12 protein-coding genes and 1 pseudogene are annotated in these 17,607 nt (G+C 35.4%); 3 read left to right on the top strand and 10 right to left on the bottom strand.

The annotated features are described in order from the left end of the window. Positions 1-43 precede the first annotated feature (43 nt). The 8 genes and pseudogenes from KE626_RS07790 to KE626_RS07825 all read right to left on the bottom strand — a co-directional run. A pseudogene (locus KE626_RS07790) lies at positions 44-319 on the bottom strand (helix-turn-helix domain-containing protein); the annotation flags it as partial. Positions 320-433: 114 nt separating this feature from the next. After that, on the bottom strand, positions 434-2,551 hold the full coding sequence (locus KE626_RS07795) for an AAA family ATPase (protein WP_211972312.1): 2,118 nt from the start codon (positions 2,549-2,551) through the stop codon (positions 434-436). Positions 2,552-2,556: 5 nt separating this feature from the next. Beyond that, entirely contained in the window at positions 2,557-3,012 is a 456-nt protein-coding gene (locus KE626_RS07800) for a hypothetical protein (RefSeq protein WP_211972313.1), read from the bottom strand. Then, positions 3,005-4,099: a trypsin-like serine protease gene (locus KE626_RS07805; RefSeq protein ID WP_211972314.1), complete on the bottom strand. Its 1,095-nt coding sequence runs from the start codon at positions 4,097-4,099 to the stop codon at positions 3,005-3,007. The genes KE626_RS07800 and KE626_RS07805 overlap by 8 nt, the downstream gene beginning before the upstream one ends. A gap of 5 nt (positions 4,100-4,104) precedes the next feature. Next, the gene (locus KE626_RS07810) at positions 4,105-5,148 is read right to left on the bottom strand and encodes a ComEC/Rec2 family competence protein (RefSeq protein WP_211972315.1); all 1,044 of its coding nucleotides are present in this window, start codon (positions 5,146-5,148) and stop codon (positions 4,105-4,107) included. Between the two features lie 327 nt (positions 5,149-5,475). Beyond that, complete coding sequence (locus KE626_RS07815) at positions 5,476-7,332, bottom strand: UvrD-helicase domain-containing protein (protein ID WP_211972316.1); 1,857 nt, start codon at positions 7,330-7,332, stop codon at positions 5,476-5,478. Next, positions 7,319-9,334, bottom strand: coding sequence for an AAA family ATPase (locus tag KE626_RS07820; protein WP_211972317.1), 2,016 nt, complete (start codon positions 9,332-9,334; stop codon positions 7,319-7,321). Before KE626_RS07820 ends, KE626_RS07815 begins: the two co-directional genes overlap by 14 nt. Before the next feature lie 807 nt (positions 9,335-10,141). Further along, entirely contained in the window at positions 10,142-10,771 is a 630-nt protein-coding gene (locus KE626_RS07825; RefSeq protein ID WP_211972318.1) for a TetR/AcrR family transcriptional regulator, read from the bottom strand. Positions 10,772-10,972: 201 nt separating this feature from the next. On the opposite strand from KE626_RS07825, the gene KE626_RS07830 reads away from it, so the two are divergent. The 3 genes from KE626_RS07830 (at position 10,973) to KE626_RS07840 (ending at position 13,714) form a co-directional block, all read left to right on the top strand. Next, the gene (locus KE626_RS07830) at positions 10,973-11,776 is read left to right on the top strand and encodes a helix-turn-helix domain-containing protein (RefSeq protein ID WP_211972319.1); all 804 of its coding nucleotides are present in this window, start codon (positions 10,973-10,975) and stop codon (positions 11,774-11,776) included. Between the two features lie 138 nt (positions 11,777-11,914). Further along, positions 11,915-13,399, top strand: a complete 1,485-nt coding sequence (locus KE626_RS07835; RefSeq protein ID WP_211972320.1) for a DoxX family protein — start codon at positions 11,915-11,917, stop codon at positions 13,397-13,399. A 57-nt stretch (positions 13,400-13,456) separates the two neighbouring features. Continuing rightward, the gene (locus KE626_RS07840) at positions 13,457-13,714 is read left to right on the top strand and encodes a DUF6520 family protein (RefSeq protein ID WP_211972321.1); all 258 of its coding nucleotides are present in this window, start codon (positions 13,457-13,459) and stop codon (positions 13,712-13,714) included. Positions 13,715-13,732: 18 nt separating this feature from the next. Here KE626_RS07840 and KE626_RS07845 read toward each other — a convergent pair whose 3' ends face one another. Both KE626_RS07845 and KE626_RS07850 read right to left on the bottom strand, forming a co-directional pair. Beyond that, positions 13,733-16,234, bottom strand: coding sequence for a S9 family peptidase (locus tag KE626_RS07845; RefSeq protein WP_211972322.1), 2,502 nt, complete (start codon positions 16,232-16,234; stop codon positions 13,733-13,735). A gap of 2 nt (positions 16,235-16,236) precedes the next feature. Continuing rightward, positions 16,237-17,607: a RagB/SusD family nutrient uptake outer membrane protein gene (locus KE626_RS07850; protein ID WP_211972323.1), complete on the bottom strand. Its 1,371-nt coding sequence runs from the start codon at positions 17,605-17,607 to the stop codon at positions 16,237-16,239.

The following is a 17,607-nucleotide window of genomic DNA, read 5'->3' on the forward strand; positions in this document are numbered from 1 at the left end:
CATATATATTTATAATTATATTTTAAGCCCTTTCTAAATGAGCCACACCCTGTTTTCGAAGCTCATTACTGGCCCCCAGTCGACCAAAAGCTGGATTCATGGTTGCCATCTCCACGACAGCTGTCTCTACTTCAGGTTCTATCAGGTTCTTTAATATGGGCTTTTTTCTGCTGATCTCCTGAAGAGCGATTTCCCCTCCTTTATCAAATAGCTCTCTATATCTATAAAATCTATCACGGCTGAAACCGAAGATCTTGCATGCTTGTGATACATTTCCTAATTCTTCGGCCAATCTGAGTAGGCCTACTTTGTTTTTGATATCATTTGTCTATGTAGCGATGAAAATTCTCGAATTAATTTGTTCAAAAAATTTTTCAAATAAAGCTTGCCTTAATACTTACCATTGCTATTTTCACTTTCTAGTTGTATAATTTTACAGCTTACCAATCACTTTATGAACATTATCAAGCCTAATCAATTTGTAGTTAGTACTATCTAAATCCTCTATTAGGATATCCAAATCAATTTTCTCATTCTCCTCGTTGTGAAGAGGCTTGTCAATTGAAGTGAAAATTATAGTTTGCTTTTCTGTTATACTAGATGATACTTTAAAAAGTGATTTTAAGCTACTTAAATTTGTTCGATGTTGTCCTGGTTCATCAAAAATTATAATACCAGGATGATTAATTCCATTTTTTAATAGACCTAATGTATATGCCCAAATATTACGAACAAAGTCTGACGCAGATGAATTAATACGAATCGATTGAGGTGTAATATCGTTTCTATGATTCTTATATACAGGAAAATATTTGAACGGCTCTTTTCTGTTTATAGAAATTTGATATTTTTCATTACTTTCATAACCAAATCCAAAAAGGTAATTCTTATACTGAGTTTCAAAATCAGATAATTTGACCCCATCCTCCTCTTCTGATTCACCCAAATTTCCAATTTTCACATTGTTGTTATGGTATTTATTAGCTAACGTTTCCAATTCCTTTTTCAATTCTGAAATAGACTCCTTAAGTAGTTGTAAATTTTCAATTTCCCGCTCAAGTTGAAGTTTCCTTACCACTTCTGACTCAGAAAATGCTCTATCGTCTGCAATTAGATCTTTTGAAAGTGCCTTTATTAAGATTTCCTTTTGCCGCAATGAGTTTTTAAAATATTGTAAAAGAGTGTCTTTCTCGCTAACTGTTTCCTTCAAACTTCCAATAGAAGATTCGATAATTTTCTTTTGGCTTCGCAAAAAACTGGTATTCTCTTCTAATGTAAGTTGAGGAATCGTTATGTTTTGTGTAGAAATAAGGTTAGTTGTAACTTCTTGGGAACAAGTTGGGCAATAATTTGCCCCTCGCTCATTAATTATATTTTCGCTAAAGACCTTCTGTAGATTGATATGATCCTTAATCTCGGATTCCACAACGTTTAATTGACTACTTAAGCTAGCAAATTGTTGCTTCTCTATCCGTAACTTATTCTCAAACCTTTCAATATAATCTTTGAGCCTGAAATATTCCTCCTTTTGCTCATTAAATTCTAATATAGCCGATTCCCTATTTTCCCTAATAGTAGAAATGGGTCTATTTTCCAGTTCCCTAACTATCAGACTTTTTTGACCCAGAAACTCATCATATCCAATTCTCTCATCTTCAGAAGTAGAGAACAAAACAGTAATTTTTTCAATTTCAGTTTTGTCCGTTGTAAGTTCTTCAGGAACGTTAATAATTGTGGCGTTATTTTGTTTTTCTAAATAGGAGAATGATTTAATTTTTCTCCTCCAATCCTCAGTTATTGTACTTTTCTCTTTATTTAATACATCTTTCTGGGTAGAAAGCTCAATTTCATTCAATCCAAGTATAAATTCAACAATTTTTTCTTTAGCCTTTGTAATTCCAAAAAAAGGCATCGTAGCAAAAAAATCAGACCAGCCCTTTGTCTGCTCAATTAATAATGCTGAAAAAATTGTTTGAAGGTAAAGTGGGCTGTAATTATCTGACCTAGAGCTATTGCTTACCTTCGGCAATTGAATGTTTATAAAATCAGTCAACCAATTAAAAAAACCGTTTGGATCTTCATTATTCCCTCTTGAATTAACAAAAAAAACACTTTGATCGATGTGATTATCTAGGTCATTAATATGTTCAAATGAAGACTGATGAACTATGATATTTGATGTTTTTATTTCTTCCGTATTAGATTTAATATATCTTTCTAAACAAACAATTTCATTATTTTCATTTTCTATCTCTAAGACAATTTTGGAAGAAAGTACCTTGTAAATAATACCATCTTCTTCTTCGCTCAACTTAATAGTAAATTCTTCTTTAAGAGCCTTATCTAAGGCTTTTTCGTTATGAGCTCCGAGAAGTTCCTCCATTCCAAGTCCATAATAAATGCAGGTATTTATGGTTGTTTTTCCTCTTGAATTTGGTCCAGCAATAATATTCAATCCCTGTTTAAACGAAAAATCGAAACCATATAAATCAGCTATATTTTCACTCTTATCTGTTAGGATTTCAGCTCTTACTTTATTTATCTTAAACATATTTTCTATATTAATTTCCAGTTCCTATTTGCATTACTTAATCTGTTTTTTGGTATCTTCCCCAATGCCTTTATTTTCTGTATTTCATCTTGAAACAGTTCAAACTGGTCTATTGCCTTAATAATCTCATCACCTTTATCCGTTATCCGAATTTCAAGTGTCTGACTTACAATCACTCGTTCAATGTATTTATTAATTAGGCCTAGGGCTAATACCTCATCTATACCATGCTCAAATGTCCATGGCGTTAAACTATTTCTCTGTTGGTTCGCCAAATCTAGCAATACCTGATAGTTGGATTCACTACGTAAACTCCAAAAAACAATATGTATTAAATCCAAGCTTGCCTTTTTAGCGTAACCGCATTTTGCAATAATAGCTAATAATAAAACCACCTTATAATACCCATTATATCGAATAGATATTGACGTTGGCTTTTGATCTAATTGAATATTAATCATTCTTAGTAAAATTTAAAGTACATATGCCTAACCATTCTATCACTTGATATTCAGATAAGTCTAAATTTGTAAAGCTTGGAAGCCCCTCAAACTGGGTTTTTAACTGATTTTGAAGTTCAAGTTTCAAACCTATTGCATCATTGCTCTCATTGACATTTCTAGAATAATCATCTTCAACTTGGTCTACAAATCTTTTAACAATATTTTTAAACTTAGAGTATAGTATTGGATAGTCATTTTCTATTGTTCTGATATTATCTCGCATTGCTAAAAATTTTCTGACTTGCTTGGCCGTTACGGAATTAGCTTTAGAAGTAGCAGAATACAATACATTATTTTTCCGATAAAGCTTCTCAAAAAAATCACTATTTTCTTTTTTAAAAGCCTCAATCTCCCGATCCGTCCGTTCTCTTTCTAAATTTTCATTCCATTGTTTTAAGTTCTCAAAATCAGACAAGTCCACATATTCTGAGATGTATTGTTCAAGATGTTTTATTGAGCAACAGTCAATATCATCATTCCATGCCTTATCTGTAATAACTGAATTAAGAATACCAATAAGAAATGGAGAATTATGCCGATAAATAAATACACCACTACCTGATAATCCCTTTGCTAAATAATGTCCATCTTCCCCACCTTGATCGAATGTCTCTCCAACTAAGGTGATTTTAAAACAGCCAATGTCTTCACTAGTAGATAATACTTTTCCGGTGAAAGGTCGATACTGTTCTAGATTTACTCCTTGATATCCGCAGAACTTTATTTCATTTTCAGACAATACCCCACGACCTAGTTTATATTGATAGAGCAATTTCTCTTCATGATCGAAGTCAATCTCAATAAGAGCAAAATCGTGTTCTTGGTTAAACTCTTTGATTTCAACACCAGTAATTATTTGGAATTCAGAAGTATAATCATTTTGCTTCTCTATAATTATTTCATCTGCACTAGGTCTACTATCGCCTAAACAGTGCGCAGCTGTTAAAACATAAAATGTGTCTTTCCCTGGAAGTAAAACTCCACTTCCTGTGTGCCCATTACTTTTTATTCGAACACAATATTTTTCTGCTAGATTATATATCATTTTTCTTAAAACCAATTTTTATTTTCAACTAGCCAATTACCACTGTTAAAATCATCCTCGATTATAAAATCACCAATGCGTCTCTTTATATCCTCAACTTTGTAATTAAAATAAATATTCAACACTTCGTCTGTTCTCTGTGAATTAAAGATTATTCTAGCAATAGTTTCTCTAGATGGGTGTTTATGGAAAGAAGTTCCTCCATTGGTAGAAATTATAAAATTATCAGATCTTAGCAATCCCAACAATTCTTGTGATGTATTATTAAGACTTCCGTGATGAGAAATTTTGACATAATTTACTTTAAGAGGAGCACATTCATTAAAGCCGTTCGATCTCAAACTTTCAGATATGATTTCGGGTCGAGAGTCTGCCAATAGTAAAATTGAAGTATCATAACATTTGAGTACGAATGAAATAGATGATGAATTAAATATATCATCATTAATCTTTTTATCAGGGAAAAATGGAATTTTGCTTAAATCTTCCAATGATTTAAAATACGAGTCTTTAATAGATGAAATGTTTACCCTATCTTTTTTTATTTCTGCCAAATTTGCTACTTGCCATTGACGATACAACTCGTTATTAATTTCAGGAGTTGGTGACAATATAACGAACTCAATTCCTGATTTAACAACCAATTTCGTAAGGGTAGATATTTCAATTAGTTTTACGTCTGGCTTTTTTAGAAGAATCAAGTTCTTCAGATTGTTCCCTTGTTTTGTACTAATTAACTCACCATCATCTACTTCGACAAGCTCAGGATGATTCATCCAAATCTCATCAATAGTAATATTATCAATAAGGCTACTCTTAAATAAGTTAACCAGGCCAGCTATATGATCTGAATCAATATGAGTCAGTATTAATAAATCAATGTGACTAATATTCTCCAATTCTTTCTTAAGAGAATGTCTAAAAGTCTGAGAAGTACCACCGTCAATAAGAATAATAAACTCATTTTGGTCAGTATCAAACGTTTTTATGAGAATACAATCGCCATGAAATGCGGGTAATATGGCAAATTCAGTTTTATTTCTTTTCATTCAATATAATAGGGTTTCTTTTTTCGCATTATTCTAATATCAAAAATAGCTAATATACTAAATTTTAGCTATCATAATATCTCTCTAACAGTATAAGTATTGCATCTAGGCAACAGTAGTTATTTAGATTTTATTGATAAGTTTAAAAAACTTTGGAATACTGAATATAAATCGTAATTAAAGATACTCGGCATTGTACAGCGTTCAATAAGAAGTACTAAGAAACTTTGATCTTGTTTCAACATACCGAGTTTTTTTCAACCCACTCATTTCACGGAAAACTAACATTTCCTTAGGCTTATCAGTTAGCTTTTAATTCAATTAAGTCTATTTTCTAGGTTTTTTTTCTTCCATTTTTACAATGCCAGATTTCTGAAGCTCATCAAAAAGAACTTTGATCTTTGTGATACTTTGGGACTGCAAACCAAAACGCCCTTCCCTTTGCTTACTAAAAGTAAAAACAACTCTTTCCTTTGCTCTTGAAAGAGCCACAAAGAAAGCACATTTATCTTCATCAGGTTGCCGTTGAAAAGACCAAAATGCACCATCTTCCAGCCCAATAAATATAATTGTATGATATTCCAATCCCTTACTCTTGTGAATCGTCATTACAGGAATTGTATCTTTTCCGACCAGTCTGTCCAATGCAGAAATAATACTATTTGTTGTATTAAAATTGCGAATCAATTCTTCCTGAACTTTCTCAATATAAGCATTCAACTCTTGAATATTACTAAAACTTTGAGAAGAGGCCATTATTCGATCCTTCCCAGCAAACCCAATAATTTTGTTTATAAGCGCTTTAATGAGTTTATCATCTAATGTTGAAGTTGGATACTCTTTTCGCGTCTCCCTAATAAATTTAGCTAAAACTCCTTCTAATCTCAATAATTGATCATCTTCTAACTCAGTATGAATATTGCCTAAGAAATCAAAAATGCCCTTTTGGGCTTCAATATTCTTTCGATCAAAAACTCTATATAAAACATTAATGATATAAAGGCAAACTTCTTGGGTGAGGATATCCTGGAAACTATTCTCATCACGTGCTTTTATTCCATTTTGATTAAAGTAATCTATTAAATTACCTGCATATGTTGGCAGCTGCTGTTTCACAAGAATACAGACATCTCTTGGATTTACCCCATCATTTACAACCCAGTTAGACACTTCTTGAAACAAAATTTCCACTTCGTCATCAGGATTTTCAAATACCCAAACCGAACATTCCCCTTGATCAGGACTCCACTTGGATGAAGCCGTTGCAAAATCCGTCTTACCAAGTAAATGTTCTGTTAAATAGTTTAATAGCTTAACTAATCGCGGTGCACTACGAAAATTCATAGTGAGTGGTACACGAATGGCTTTGGTGTCTGCCATAAAATCATCAAATACAGTTTTCCTTGCTCCCGCCCACATCATAATTCGTTGTTTATCATCTCCAACTGCCGTAAAACTGCTATCACTATCAAGGAAGCAACTTTTAAACAGATCATATTGAATAGTTGTTGTATCTTGAAATTCATCCAAAAAAACGTACCTATAAGTTTGTTGCAGAAATCGCTTAACTTTTGGATTTGAGATGATAATAAGCTCTGTCAATCTCATTATCATTTTAAAAGATAATTTTGAAGGATTTGATTTTAACATTTCTCCCCATATATGCTTCCTAATATTTCCATGAGATGCGCTGTCATCATGAGGGAGCTGAGCTGAATGAAATTTTATAATATCTTCTCTAGTAGTTGTACTAAAATACTGGATGTCTTCCGATCGATAGTGATCAAAAATAGGCTGTTCACTAAGAACGACTTCATACTCAGAATTGATCTTATATTCATTCGGTAATGCTTGCTTGAATCTATCTAAAATTTGCTTGGCAAACGAATCAAAAGTCAAAGAATCAAATCTTTTGGAAAGCTCATCCCCGCAACGTTCGCGTACTCTCTCTTTTAAATTATAAGCAGCATCTCTTTTAAAACTTATAGCTAAAATCTTATATGGAAAAGTACAAGTATTAGTTTGCAAAAGATAACACGCTTTTTGAGCTAACAATTCTGTTTTCCCCGCTCCTGGCCCTGCAACTACTAAATGATTTGCTGAATTTTTAGCAATATGAAGCGCACTGTCTTCAAGTGTCATATCATCCGCTGGCATCCATAATTCTGGGTTAATTCTCTTCATCTCCATTTTCCTTTTTTAAGATGGAAGAAATACGCTCAAAAATCTCGGTAAATACCAGTGGAAGATTACCATTAATTTCATCATCACTCATTGAAGAGAGAACTTGAATATGGGTGGCAGGTTTCCCTCTGCCTAAAAAATGATAGTGATACCAAATCATTAATTCAATTTCATCATCTGAATACGTCTCACCACTAGCTTTCTCTGATTTCAAGGTAGCTTGTTTAGCACTACTTACCTTTTCTGCAAACTCTTTCGGCTTCTTGCTCCTATCTGGAATTCGTGGACCTCCATTTTCAGGAATTGCTTCTTTATAAAATTCAGGGTAGTGCATAAGCATTAAAAAATCCAAGTCCAGAGGATTAGAATAGAAAATGTTGTATCTCTTCAAAAAATTAACCCATTCATTCAAATTCTTAATAGAATCGTCATTAGTTAAGGTCCAAGTATGCATCTTATCCAGTTCACTGTCTGAGAGAATACCGCCTTCAATTCCCAAGAGTTTTTTCTTATTTACTCCAATTTGAATAAGTTGCTGAAGTGCATATTTAACCCTTCCCCAACCGCCGCCTTCTCGCTCTATATCCAAATCAAGGAGGGTTACATATGGAATATGTAGTGTCTCTAATAATTTCCAGATATGGTTCACGAACCGATGACCTAACGGCGCAAAGGATATAATATTATCGTCGAAATCAACATCCATAACACCCATCATTCTGTTGAATATAACTTCTTCACTATCTCCTTCTCCAATAACCACTAATCTGGCAAAGTAAATTTCCGGGTAATTATGAACAGCTTCCTTCACATACTTATAAGCCTCACTTGTTTTCTCAGGAAGCAATATTGGATTTACTTCGGTCTCATAATCATCTGTAATTCTGAAATGAAGAATATCCTTCGGGTCAAGCCGTTTTATTATAGCTGGTGTATGAGAAGATATTAATACTTGAGAATTCTCCTTTTCTGCAATTGTTTTGAGAATTTTGATAACTCTGCCCAATAATTGTGGCGCAATGTGATTTTCTGGCTCTTCGATTGCCAATATAGTAAGCAGGGGTCTTGTAATTCCAATTGTATCTTCATCCTCATCTTCCGATAATTTTTCTTCTATATCTAAAAGTGAACATACCAATGTTAAATAAAATAATGACCGATATCCTTCTCCCAATTCCTCAACACTAAATGGTTTGTGTGTACCTGTTGGATTAAAAGATATCTCCATTTTCTTGAGAATAGCATCAAAATCACTTCCTTCAAATCCAAGTGAGGTTTCTTTATAACGTTTATCTTTATGAAACTTTTGCCAAAAGGTAGTAATGGAACTCTGAATAATGCTAAATTCTGCCAATCCCTTAAAAGCTTCGTTGATTTCACTTATCTTTTCATCAAAATCATTCTTGAATTCATTATTCCATTTGATCTTCTTTAAAACACGATATAAAATGGTCCCAGAAGCATACTTTAGTTGCTCGGCTGGCCTCCGGATTGCAGGGACATATAAAATTTGGATAAGGCTTCTGAGATGATTTGGGAAAACTTTTTTGCTATCGGTATCTTCGGTTTCTCCTTCGGCAGCCTTAATGAAATAAGTCTTAACTTCTATATCTCCTTGAGGCGTAAGTTCCGATTTTTGCCAACTTGCTTCTATCCTTAAACGTAAATAAGGAGATTCACCTTCGTCATCGACAACCATATCACTAAAGAAATGAGGGATTGAATCTTCATCATCGCTTGGGAAATCAATTCTAGTTTCGATAGATAATTCTCTCTGTACAATATCTTCCGGTTTTTCGTCTTTCCCTATATGAAAATCTGACTGATAAATTTCTCGTTCCATTGTTGAAGAGCCGAAAAGCTTCCTTAAAGCTTCCAGTGCCGAGGTTTTTCCTGCGCTATTCAATCCGATAAAACCTGCTAGTTTATCCTGTAGAGGAATCACTACCGGTTCCGGTCCGAAAGATTTGTAACCTTTTATTTTAATTGTAGATATTTTCATATGATGATTTTGTGTTCTTAGTTTTCCTACTTTCTCTTTCTAACTATTCTCCGATTGACGCTATATTCTAACCTTCATCTATGACTGTTGTGGAAATTTTTTGCATATCAGAATAGATATACTCATATATGTTATAATAATTAGATAGAGATAAGAATCCATCTTCTCAGTTTTAGTTTTATAATATTCGGCTGATTATACAAGACCTATCTAAAAAAATTATGATTGAACTCTCGATATAAGGGGGTTTTTATATGTTACCATGGAGTTAGGGTGTTAGTTTTTGTATTAAGATCAATATTTGAGGGTGCCACAATGACATTTGTTGTTGCAATTACGAACAAAAAGCTTACAAAATGCAACTCATACAAATATAATAGAAATTCAGTATTTAGATTTACGGGAACCCATAAAATAGAACAATTATCCTCCTGTTAATAAAATTATCAAGAAACTAAAATATTTGGGATAGCAAAGTTTTCAAACATATATATATTAAAACAAATTCTTCTTGATACAAAATTAACCGAACGCTTATAATATGTCACTTTTGCCAAATGCTAAAATAATTAGTATTTAAATTTGAACTTTGGCTTTTAGGCATTTTTTTAGGTTATTGGTTTTACACTATTAATTCCTAAATCGATGGAACAGAATTCAAATCATACATAATTTTTCAACCCCGCCACCCTCAATTCAATAGGTACACTTAATTTCAAGTTGACAATTTGACTTGTTAATAATTACAAAGTAACTGACAATATAATTGATTTCTAATGGCTCAAAGTGTAGGCTCAAAGAGAAAAACTATAAATCTAAATACGCCCGATCAATAATAAAAGACATAGCCTCTTTAACCTCTTCCCTTCCCTCTTTACTTCTAAGATCCAATCCACAGAATGTTAGATTATGGGAAGTAGCATAAATATCCAGGTAATAGATCCCGGAAACAAGCAAGGCCATAATAGCCCTGAAACGCGGACCTTTATCACCAAAGTGAGGATCACCAACATTTTTCAATAACACCTCTCCTTCCTTCTCTCTTTTCTCAGCGAGTCTTCGTAAAGATTTTCTATTTTCCAAAAGTCCCCAAAGAATAATCTTCTGTAGTTCCTTATTTTGGTAAACATGATCAAACTGTGAATGTACAAGGGCTTTAGCTGTCTGCCTGCCACCAGTAGCAATATCGACGCTATCTATTTCATTAGGGACGCTACTCCAAAAATCCTGCGAATGCAAATACTCATCTATTAGCTGATCGGTGCCACCAAAATAATTATAGATTAGCTTCTTATCTAATCCTGCAACGGTAGCAATATTATTTACCTTCAGGGCAGCAAATCCCTTTGTCTTAAGTATCCAGCCCACTGCATCTAAAAACTTCTGCTTGCTTTTTTCTTTATTTCTGATGGCGCCACCTACAACTTTTCTATTCATAGTTCTCATTTCATGGATAATGAAAAAAATTACAAATTAAATATGATATTTTTGTCACTAAATGGTGATATATTTGTTTGTGATTAGCTTTAGATCCAGCAGACTTGAATTTAACTAGAAAACTTTAAACTGACCCTCAGATACATCATTAACCCATAGCATCATTCTGTACTCACTTTTTCACGTATAACCCATTGTCCTATGCACGTCCAATTAATAGCTATTCTTGATAGAAAACTAGAAGATTCCGTGTTGAAGTATTCCAGGCTCCCTTTCCATACGACAGCGCTAAACTCCAACCTTTACAGTCAAATACTTCACAACGGCGCTATCATGTTGAAAAATCGCCTTGATTTCCTAAACGCCGTCAACCTAATCCCTGTCTATAACCGATACTATAAGCAAGAAGTCCTTATTTATCATAATTTAAAAGGTTCTCAATCCAGACTGGACAAAATAATAGAGGGTGAAGCGCTTACAGCTATTCAGCAAACTATTACTGACCATCTGAAAAGAACAGATGATCAGCAAAACAGGGTTATTCCTATTTTCCAGCACTATAGCAGCTCCACGGATCTTATGCTTCTAACCGGTATTAGCATACTTGATAAGGAATCCTCAACAGCAGTTAGTCTGATCCATCAACTTGGAATGCCCCTTTCAATGGTTGAGTTTACTATCTATAAACCTGTTTATCTTACTCAGCTTCTCGATATCTATCAAAAGAAAACTGACTTATCGGTCAAAGCCCTGGCAACAATGTTTGGGAAAAGCTACAAACAAGTTCAAAAGGATTCAAAATTATACTTTGGGACAACCCTATATAATTTTGTTTTAAAACTTAAAATGTTGGATACAATTGATGATCTTATGTTTACAGATCTCACTTTAAAAGAAATTGCATTCAAAAATAATTTCGCGGATTATGGCAGTATGTACAAGCTCTTTAGCAAACAATACAATTTCCCATTACAGCAAATTCCAAGATTCCTAACCTTGATATAAAGCTGTAGAATTATTCACCATCTTTCAGCCGCTTTTTACCATATCTGAGCTGGTAATAGGCATAACAAAGTCATTTTCTGACATTTTAAAATCCAATGGCGTTTGCGAATTTTACAACAGATTCCAAAACGAAACGCTTTGAAAAAGATAAACCCTCAAATTCCCGTTATCATCGGATATTTCTTCGTATTGCTATTCTGTTATGCTGCTGTAAGCAAGTTACTAGACTTCGAAAACTTCCAACTGCAGCTGGCCCAATCTCCACTGCTCAGTGCTTATGCAGGATTCATTTCATATGCTGTCATCAGTATAGAATTCATCATAAGTCTATTACTCTGTTTTCCTCAAACACGAGTGGTCGGATTATACGCCTCTTTAAGCCTAATGAGTGGATTTACAATTTACATTTACTTAATTCTCAACTACAGCGATTTCATACCATGTTCCTGCGGAGGTATTCTTGAAAAACTGGGATGGACTGAGCATTTAATTTTTAATACAATATGTGTTATCCTGGTTGTTGCAGGTATTATCATTTTTGAAAAAAGAAAAGCTCCACGCCTGATTTTACCTGCAGTATTTTGCAGCTCAACCATAGTGATTAGCAGTGCTATAGTCATCATACTATTCAGCAGCTCAGAGTACATCATCAAAAAAGATAACAACTTTACAAGACGTTTCCTACTCCATCCTGTATTAGAAGACAAATCCTTGGATCTTGCTCTTAATTCCTACTACTTTGCAGGGATTAGCGGTAACAATATCTATCTGGGAAATGTTACAGCTCCCCTTCTGCTTACAACCGTAGACACAGCATTAAATACTACTCGTGTATTACGGGTACACCTTGACAAGTCGGATTATCCCTTCCGTAGTCTTCAATTGCAGGTAAAGGATTCTAGCTATTATCTGTATGATGGTAGTATACCAATCATCTATCGCGGCACTTTGGGTGATACAATGGTTCATACAATCAGCTATCAGGATGCTTTCTTTACTCAATTAGCTATTATTGACTCGCTTCATTTTATTATAAGAACCCAAAGCAGTCAAAACCGCCAGTATATGCTTGCCACTCTGAACTTGCCAGAGATTCCTAAATTACATTTGTATCCTTCCATTCTTGAAAAACAGATTGATGGTGTATTTGATGTCGATGGTAAATTTACTTTCTCCCCTAATAGCACTGAAGTACTCTATACCTATACTTACAGGAATCAAATCCTGGCTATGGATAAACAGCTCAACATACTCAGAAAACTTCACACCATCGATACGACCACAATTGCAAAAATACAAACACGAAGACTTTCAGATGGTACACATAAAATGAGTGCCCCTCCACTCAAAGTAAATGGTACTGTTGCCTCAAACCGAAATCTGCTCTTTATTCATTCTAATCTTAAAGGGAGACATGAATCTTCAAAAATGTGGAAACGAGCCTCGGTAGTGGATATATACCGCACCGACCAACAAGAATACATCGGCAGTTTTTACATCGAGAATAAAGGAAAAACAGCATTTTCTCATATTGCTATTGATGATCAATATCTATATGTCCTCATTGAAAAAGAACTCAAACGTTACCGGTTTCGAGAACCGATATCCAAATACTTTAATTAAAGCAGGGATTGCCGAAAACCTGATCCCAGAGTAGGCACAACTTTTAAATTTTATCTTATGAAAAAATTGATCCTTCCTGCCGCCCTTGTATTGATGGGCGCAGGTGCAGCTTTTGCAACAAAGATGAACAGTGGTAAGAGAGTTATCGTTGACGGCTATCGCATTGATGCTGTATCAGGCCAATGTGTGGATGCTGAACAGAAATGTAGTACCAATCTCGGGCTTCCATGTACCTGGTCCGAAGATCCTTCGGTAACACTGCATGAGGCTCCGGTAACTCCGACCATGTGTGGCAATGAATTGTTTAAGCCCTAATTACAATGGAACAGGGTGCTATAAAGCGCCCTGTTTCATCTGTTTATTAATCCATGGAACATTCGTCCAATTTTTCAGAAAATAGTCCCACCATTCCAGGACTTTTTGATACAGGTCTTTCTTTTCTGTAGAATTAAAGCCCAAGGCATGCCCTCCGTTTTTATAAAACAAAGCAATAACTGGTTTTTCATTTCTTTTAAGGCCAATATAAAACTCTGTAGTTTGATCCCAAGGAACATTTTCGTCCCGTTTTCCTGTCCATAATAAGATTGGCGCACTTACTTTTTCCGCACTGTAAATAGGGTTATTCCGGAAATAACGAGACTTATCTTCCAAAAATGAGGCATTCATATTGACCTGCCCATTCTCGTATTGCCAGTAATGTGGCCCAGGATAATGGTAATTATAGGAAAAATATGATCGTATAATATCACTGATCCCCGCTCCGGAAATATAGGCAGCAAAACGATCAGAATGTGTTGCTATGAAATTCGTTTCATAGCCGCCGAAAGAATGGCCTATAAGCCCTACTTTTTGCACATCAATATTACGATTATTACTTACTTTATCCAAGGCTTTGTTAACACAATCCAGCGCTGACAATCCCGGCCCAGCGTCTCCAACAACCGTATCTGGCAATAACACAAAATACCCTCTTTCGACCAATGTGCGAATATCTAATCCATCCCGGTTATTGTAGCTTGGAGTAAAATACTCATTCGATTTATCACTTTGAATTTGGTAAATATGAACCACCATCGGATACTTTCTATTAGGGCTATAATTAACTGGATAGTATAACACACCTTTAAGGGGCAATCCTTCAACACTCGTGTAGCGAATAACCTCCTGCCTAAGTAAAGATACGTTTTGATCAAAAGTGCTGCCCTTCAGGAGCAGTTGTCTCTGCCCATTACGTTTTATCAGGTTTAACTCTGGTGATCTATTATAATTTTCTTCCAGCGTGCAAAAAGTCTCCAAGTTAGGATCATACTCGATATTACCAACCCTATTCTCGGTAAAAGGAATAATCTCTTTTACGGTATTACCACTCAAAAGGCTAAAGGATGTCAGGTTTTTAACCCTGTCTTTGACCTCCAGCAATATGGGTTTATTGGGGGGTAAACTCCTGGTATTAATATAAGAAAATGGCAATAAACCATAGTCATTAGCATTCACAATTTTTACTGACTTACCCTGAACAGCCTTGGTCGGGACCAGGATCTGAGTCCTAATATCAAGCTTCCATACACCATCCTCACTCTCAAAGAAGATATATTGACTATCACTGGAAAAAACAGGATTTTGGAACCCAGCTTTATCAATGCTGTACTTTGATTGGTTTTCCAGATCAAGGACTATCCATTTTTTGCCATCATCACTCCCTACAACAAACCTCCCGCTTTTTGAGCATATCAATTCAGGAGAACCATATAAAATACCTTTAAAAGCCCCTAATGGGCGGTAGGTATTTTGTTCCACATCATAAACAGAGGTATCTATAAACTGTGGTTCAAGAGTTAGGAAATTATGTCCTTTGGTTAGATGATAGGCTAGAAAATACCGCTCACTATTGAGTGAAGCCATCGCCGGATACTTATCATTTGGAAACTCCCGGAACTCGTCTGATCCCGATTTCCAAAACCAATATCTTCCAGTTCTGGTTCCACTTTTCTTAGCAGCCAGGTTATCGTCATTGCCGTACCAAATGTTAACCATTCCATTCTCAGGCTTCTCAACGCTGTATAACCCGATCCAATACGATTTCCCTTCCTGTATTTCTGTTACCTTAAAAAAGTCCTCCGTACTTGCAGCAGTCTTTGACAAAGTTGTAGTTTTTCCATTTCCAGTATCAACAAGGGTTAGCTGTATCTTTCTTGTTCCATTTTCATAACCCGAAATAGCCAGCTGTTTACCAGAGGGTAGTAATTCCAGATTGGTAATGGCGTGACTAACTGAAGTCAGCCTTCTTACTCCCTCCTCTGAGGCAACCATTATCTCATAAGTATGATCATTCTCTCTAACGACATACAGTTTTTTATGATCACCCGATACTGGCAGACCCTGCACTTTTTTTATTTGTTGGTGCAGAGTTCCATCTTTTTTATAAATACTGAGGGTAGAATCCTTTGTAAGTATACCGTATTTCCCTAATTCCGAAAGTGGATAGGCAGTCACAACATTATCATAGTGCAGTATTCTTCCTGATCTCAGGTCAACAAATTCTGCCTGACGATTCCCATAGACCAGAACCTCATCATTCTTTAGGAAGCTTACGGAACCGTCCAAAACAATGGTGGTTGCGATAATATTCGGCTTTCGTGTATCGACCACAAGCAATGTATCCTGGCGGATATCATAACGTTTTCTAACGGCCACCCACTTCCCGTCTTCGGAAAGGACTGGATTCGCCAGCCTGTAAAATTTCGACATCCAGCTTTCAAGCGTATCTTTAGTACCTTGTGCTGAGATATTGCTACTAATCAGTAACAATAGGTATATGCAGATTAACTTTCTCATATCTAATAGCCTGAATTTTGTGGGTTAAGATTCGGATTTAGAAGAAGATCCTGCTGTGGAATGGGCCATACCCTATGATATTCCTTCCAGTTAGGCTTTACTGCAACAAGATCACTCAGATGGTCAAGGCGTTTCAAATCCAGAAACCGGTGTCCCATTTCGGTAAAGAACTCTTTTCGGTTCTCCAGAAGAATTTCACTTAACAATATCGTTTTTGTGATGGAACCGGTTAGAGGTAGTAAGCCTGACCGCTGTCTTATGGCATTGATATAAGGCAAAGCTTCAGATATTTTATTCTGTTGGGTCAGTGCTTCTGCTAATAGCAGATACACTTCTTCCAGCCTGAAAACAATTGAATACTCTGTCGTATCATTATTCCTGTTTTTATATTTATCTGCCCTGTACCAGGTATTCTGAGCAACAGTTACAGGAACTGTCCAATTCTGTTTGCGCAAATCAGCCGCTGAAAAACTACTGATAAGATCAGGTGATAAGGCGTAAGTACTTGGCGCAGCACCGGCAAAGTAATACGCCATGCTTTCCAATGTTGGAAATCCCGGCTTAGGTTTCAGCTGCCACAATATATGACGTCCAGACTTCGTAAATACTGCTTTTATATCATTCTGAAACTGATACAACGGACTTTGAACTATACTTTTTAGTATCGGTTCCGCTTCTGCCCATCGTTTTTGCAGCATATAGATTTTTGCCAGCATCAGCTGGGCTACCTTTCTATTAGGATAAATCCTTTCTTGATTTCTATATTCATCATTTAACAAACTAACGGTGGTATTCACATCCTGCACCAGTTTAGAGGCTACTTCTACTGCTGGATTTTTGGTCAAAGATTGGTTAACCTTATAACTGGTCGTGGTTGGATAAGGAATATCTCCGAACACCTGCCATAGATAAAAGAAAATCACGGAACGCATGAGCAAAGCTTCGCCTTTGATCCTATTTTTATCGGCCGCCAAAAGTGAGGAAGATTGCTCTACCCCTTCTATAATACTGTTAGCCAAATAAATTTGCTGGTAGGCATCGCTCCAATAAGAATAGACATCATTATTGGTTGCAATATGTTGGTTCCGATAGAGATCAAAGACCCCATTAGGATTGGCAGTGGCATAAAAATCCAAATCATCGGTATAAGTTCCTAATAATGCTCCTGATTTATCACCCGACACCGGCGATTTATCTCTCATTCCAGCATACAAACCAGCTAATGCTGCATCGGCGGTCTGAACATTTTCAAATACATTTCCTGAAGGGATTTGGTTATTGGGAACATCCACTTCGATCAGCTGCTCACAGGAAATGAAGATGGTCAATAAAAACATGATGATAGCTATTGATATAAATTTTATAATTTCCAT

The organism is Chitinophaga hostae (assembly GCF_018224885.1).
Taxonomy (GTDB): domain Bacteria; phylum Bacteroidota; class Bacteroidia; order Chitinophagales; family Chitinophagaceae; genus Chitinophaga; species Chitinophaga hostae.

Excerpts from the sequence above, each read along its gene's own strand:
- KE626_RS07795 (WP_211972312.1), bottom strand. The coding sequence starts at position 2,551 with ATGTTTAAGATAAATAAAGTAAGAGCTGAAATCCTAACAGATAAGAGT.
- KE626_RS07800 (WP_211972313.1), bottom strand. The coding sequence starts at position 3,012 with ATGATTAATATTCAATTAGATCAAAAGCCAACGTCAATATCTATTCGA.
- KE626_RS07805 (WP_211972314.1), bottom strand. The coding sequence starts at position 4,099 with ATGATATATAATCTAGCAGAAAAATATTGTGTTCGAATAAAAAGTAAT.
- KE626_RS07810 (WP_211972315.1), bottom strand. The coding sequence starts at position 5,148 with ATGAAAAGAAATAAAACTGAATTTGCCATATTACCCGCATTTCATGGC.
- KE626_RS07815 (WP_211972316.1), bottom strand. The coding sequence starts at position 7,332 with ATGAAGAGAATTAACCCAGAATTATGGATGCCAGCGGATGATATGACA.
- KE626_RS07820 (WP_211972317.1), bottom strand. The coding sequence starts at position 9,334 with ATGAAAATATCTACAATTAAAATAAAAGGTTACAAATCTTTCGGACCG.
- KE626_RS07825 (WP_211972318.1), bottom strand. The coding sequence starts at position 10,771 with ATGAATAGAAAAGTTGTAGGTGGCGCCATCAGAAATAAAGAAAAAAGC.
- KE626_RS07830 (WP_211972319.1), top strand. The coding sequence starts at position 10,973 with ATGCACGTCCAATTAATAGCTATTCTTGATAGAAAACTAGAAGATTCC.
- KE626_RS07840 (WP_211972321.1), top strand. The coding sequence starts at position 13,457 with ATGAAAAAATTGATCCTTCCTGCCGCCCTTGTATTGATGGGCGCAGGT.
- KE626_RS07845 (WP_211972322.1), bottom strand. The coding sequence starts at position 16,234 with ATGAGAAAGTTAATCTGCATATACCTATTGTTACTGATTAGTAGCAAT.
- KE626_RS07850 (WP_211972323.1), bottom strand. The coding sequence starts at position 17,607 with ATGGAAATTATAAAATTTATATCAATAGCTATCATCATGTTTTTATTG.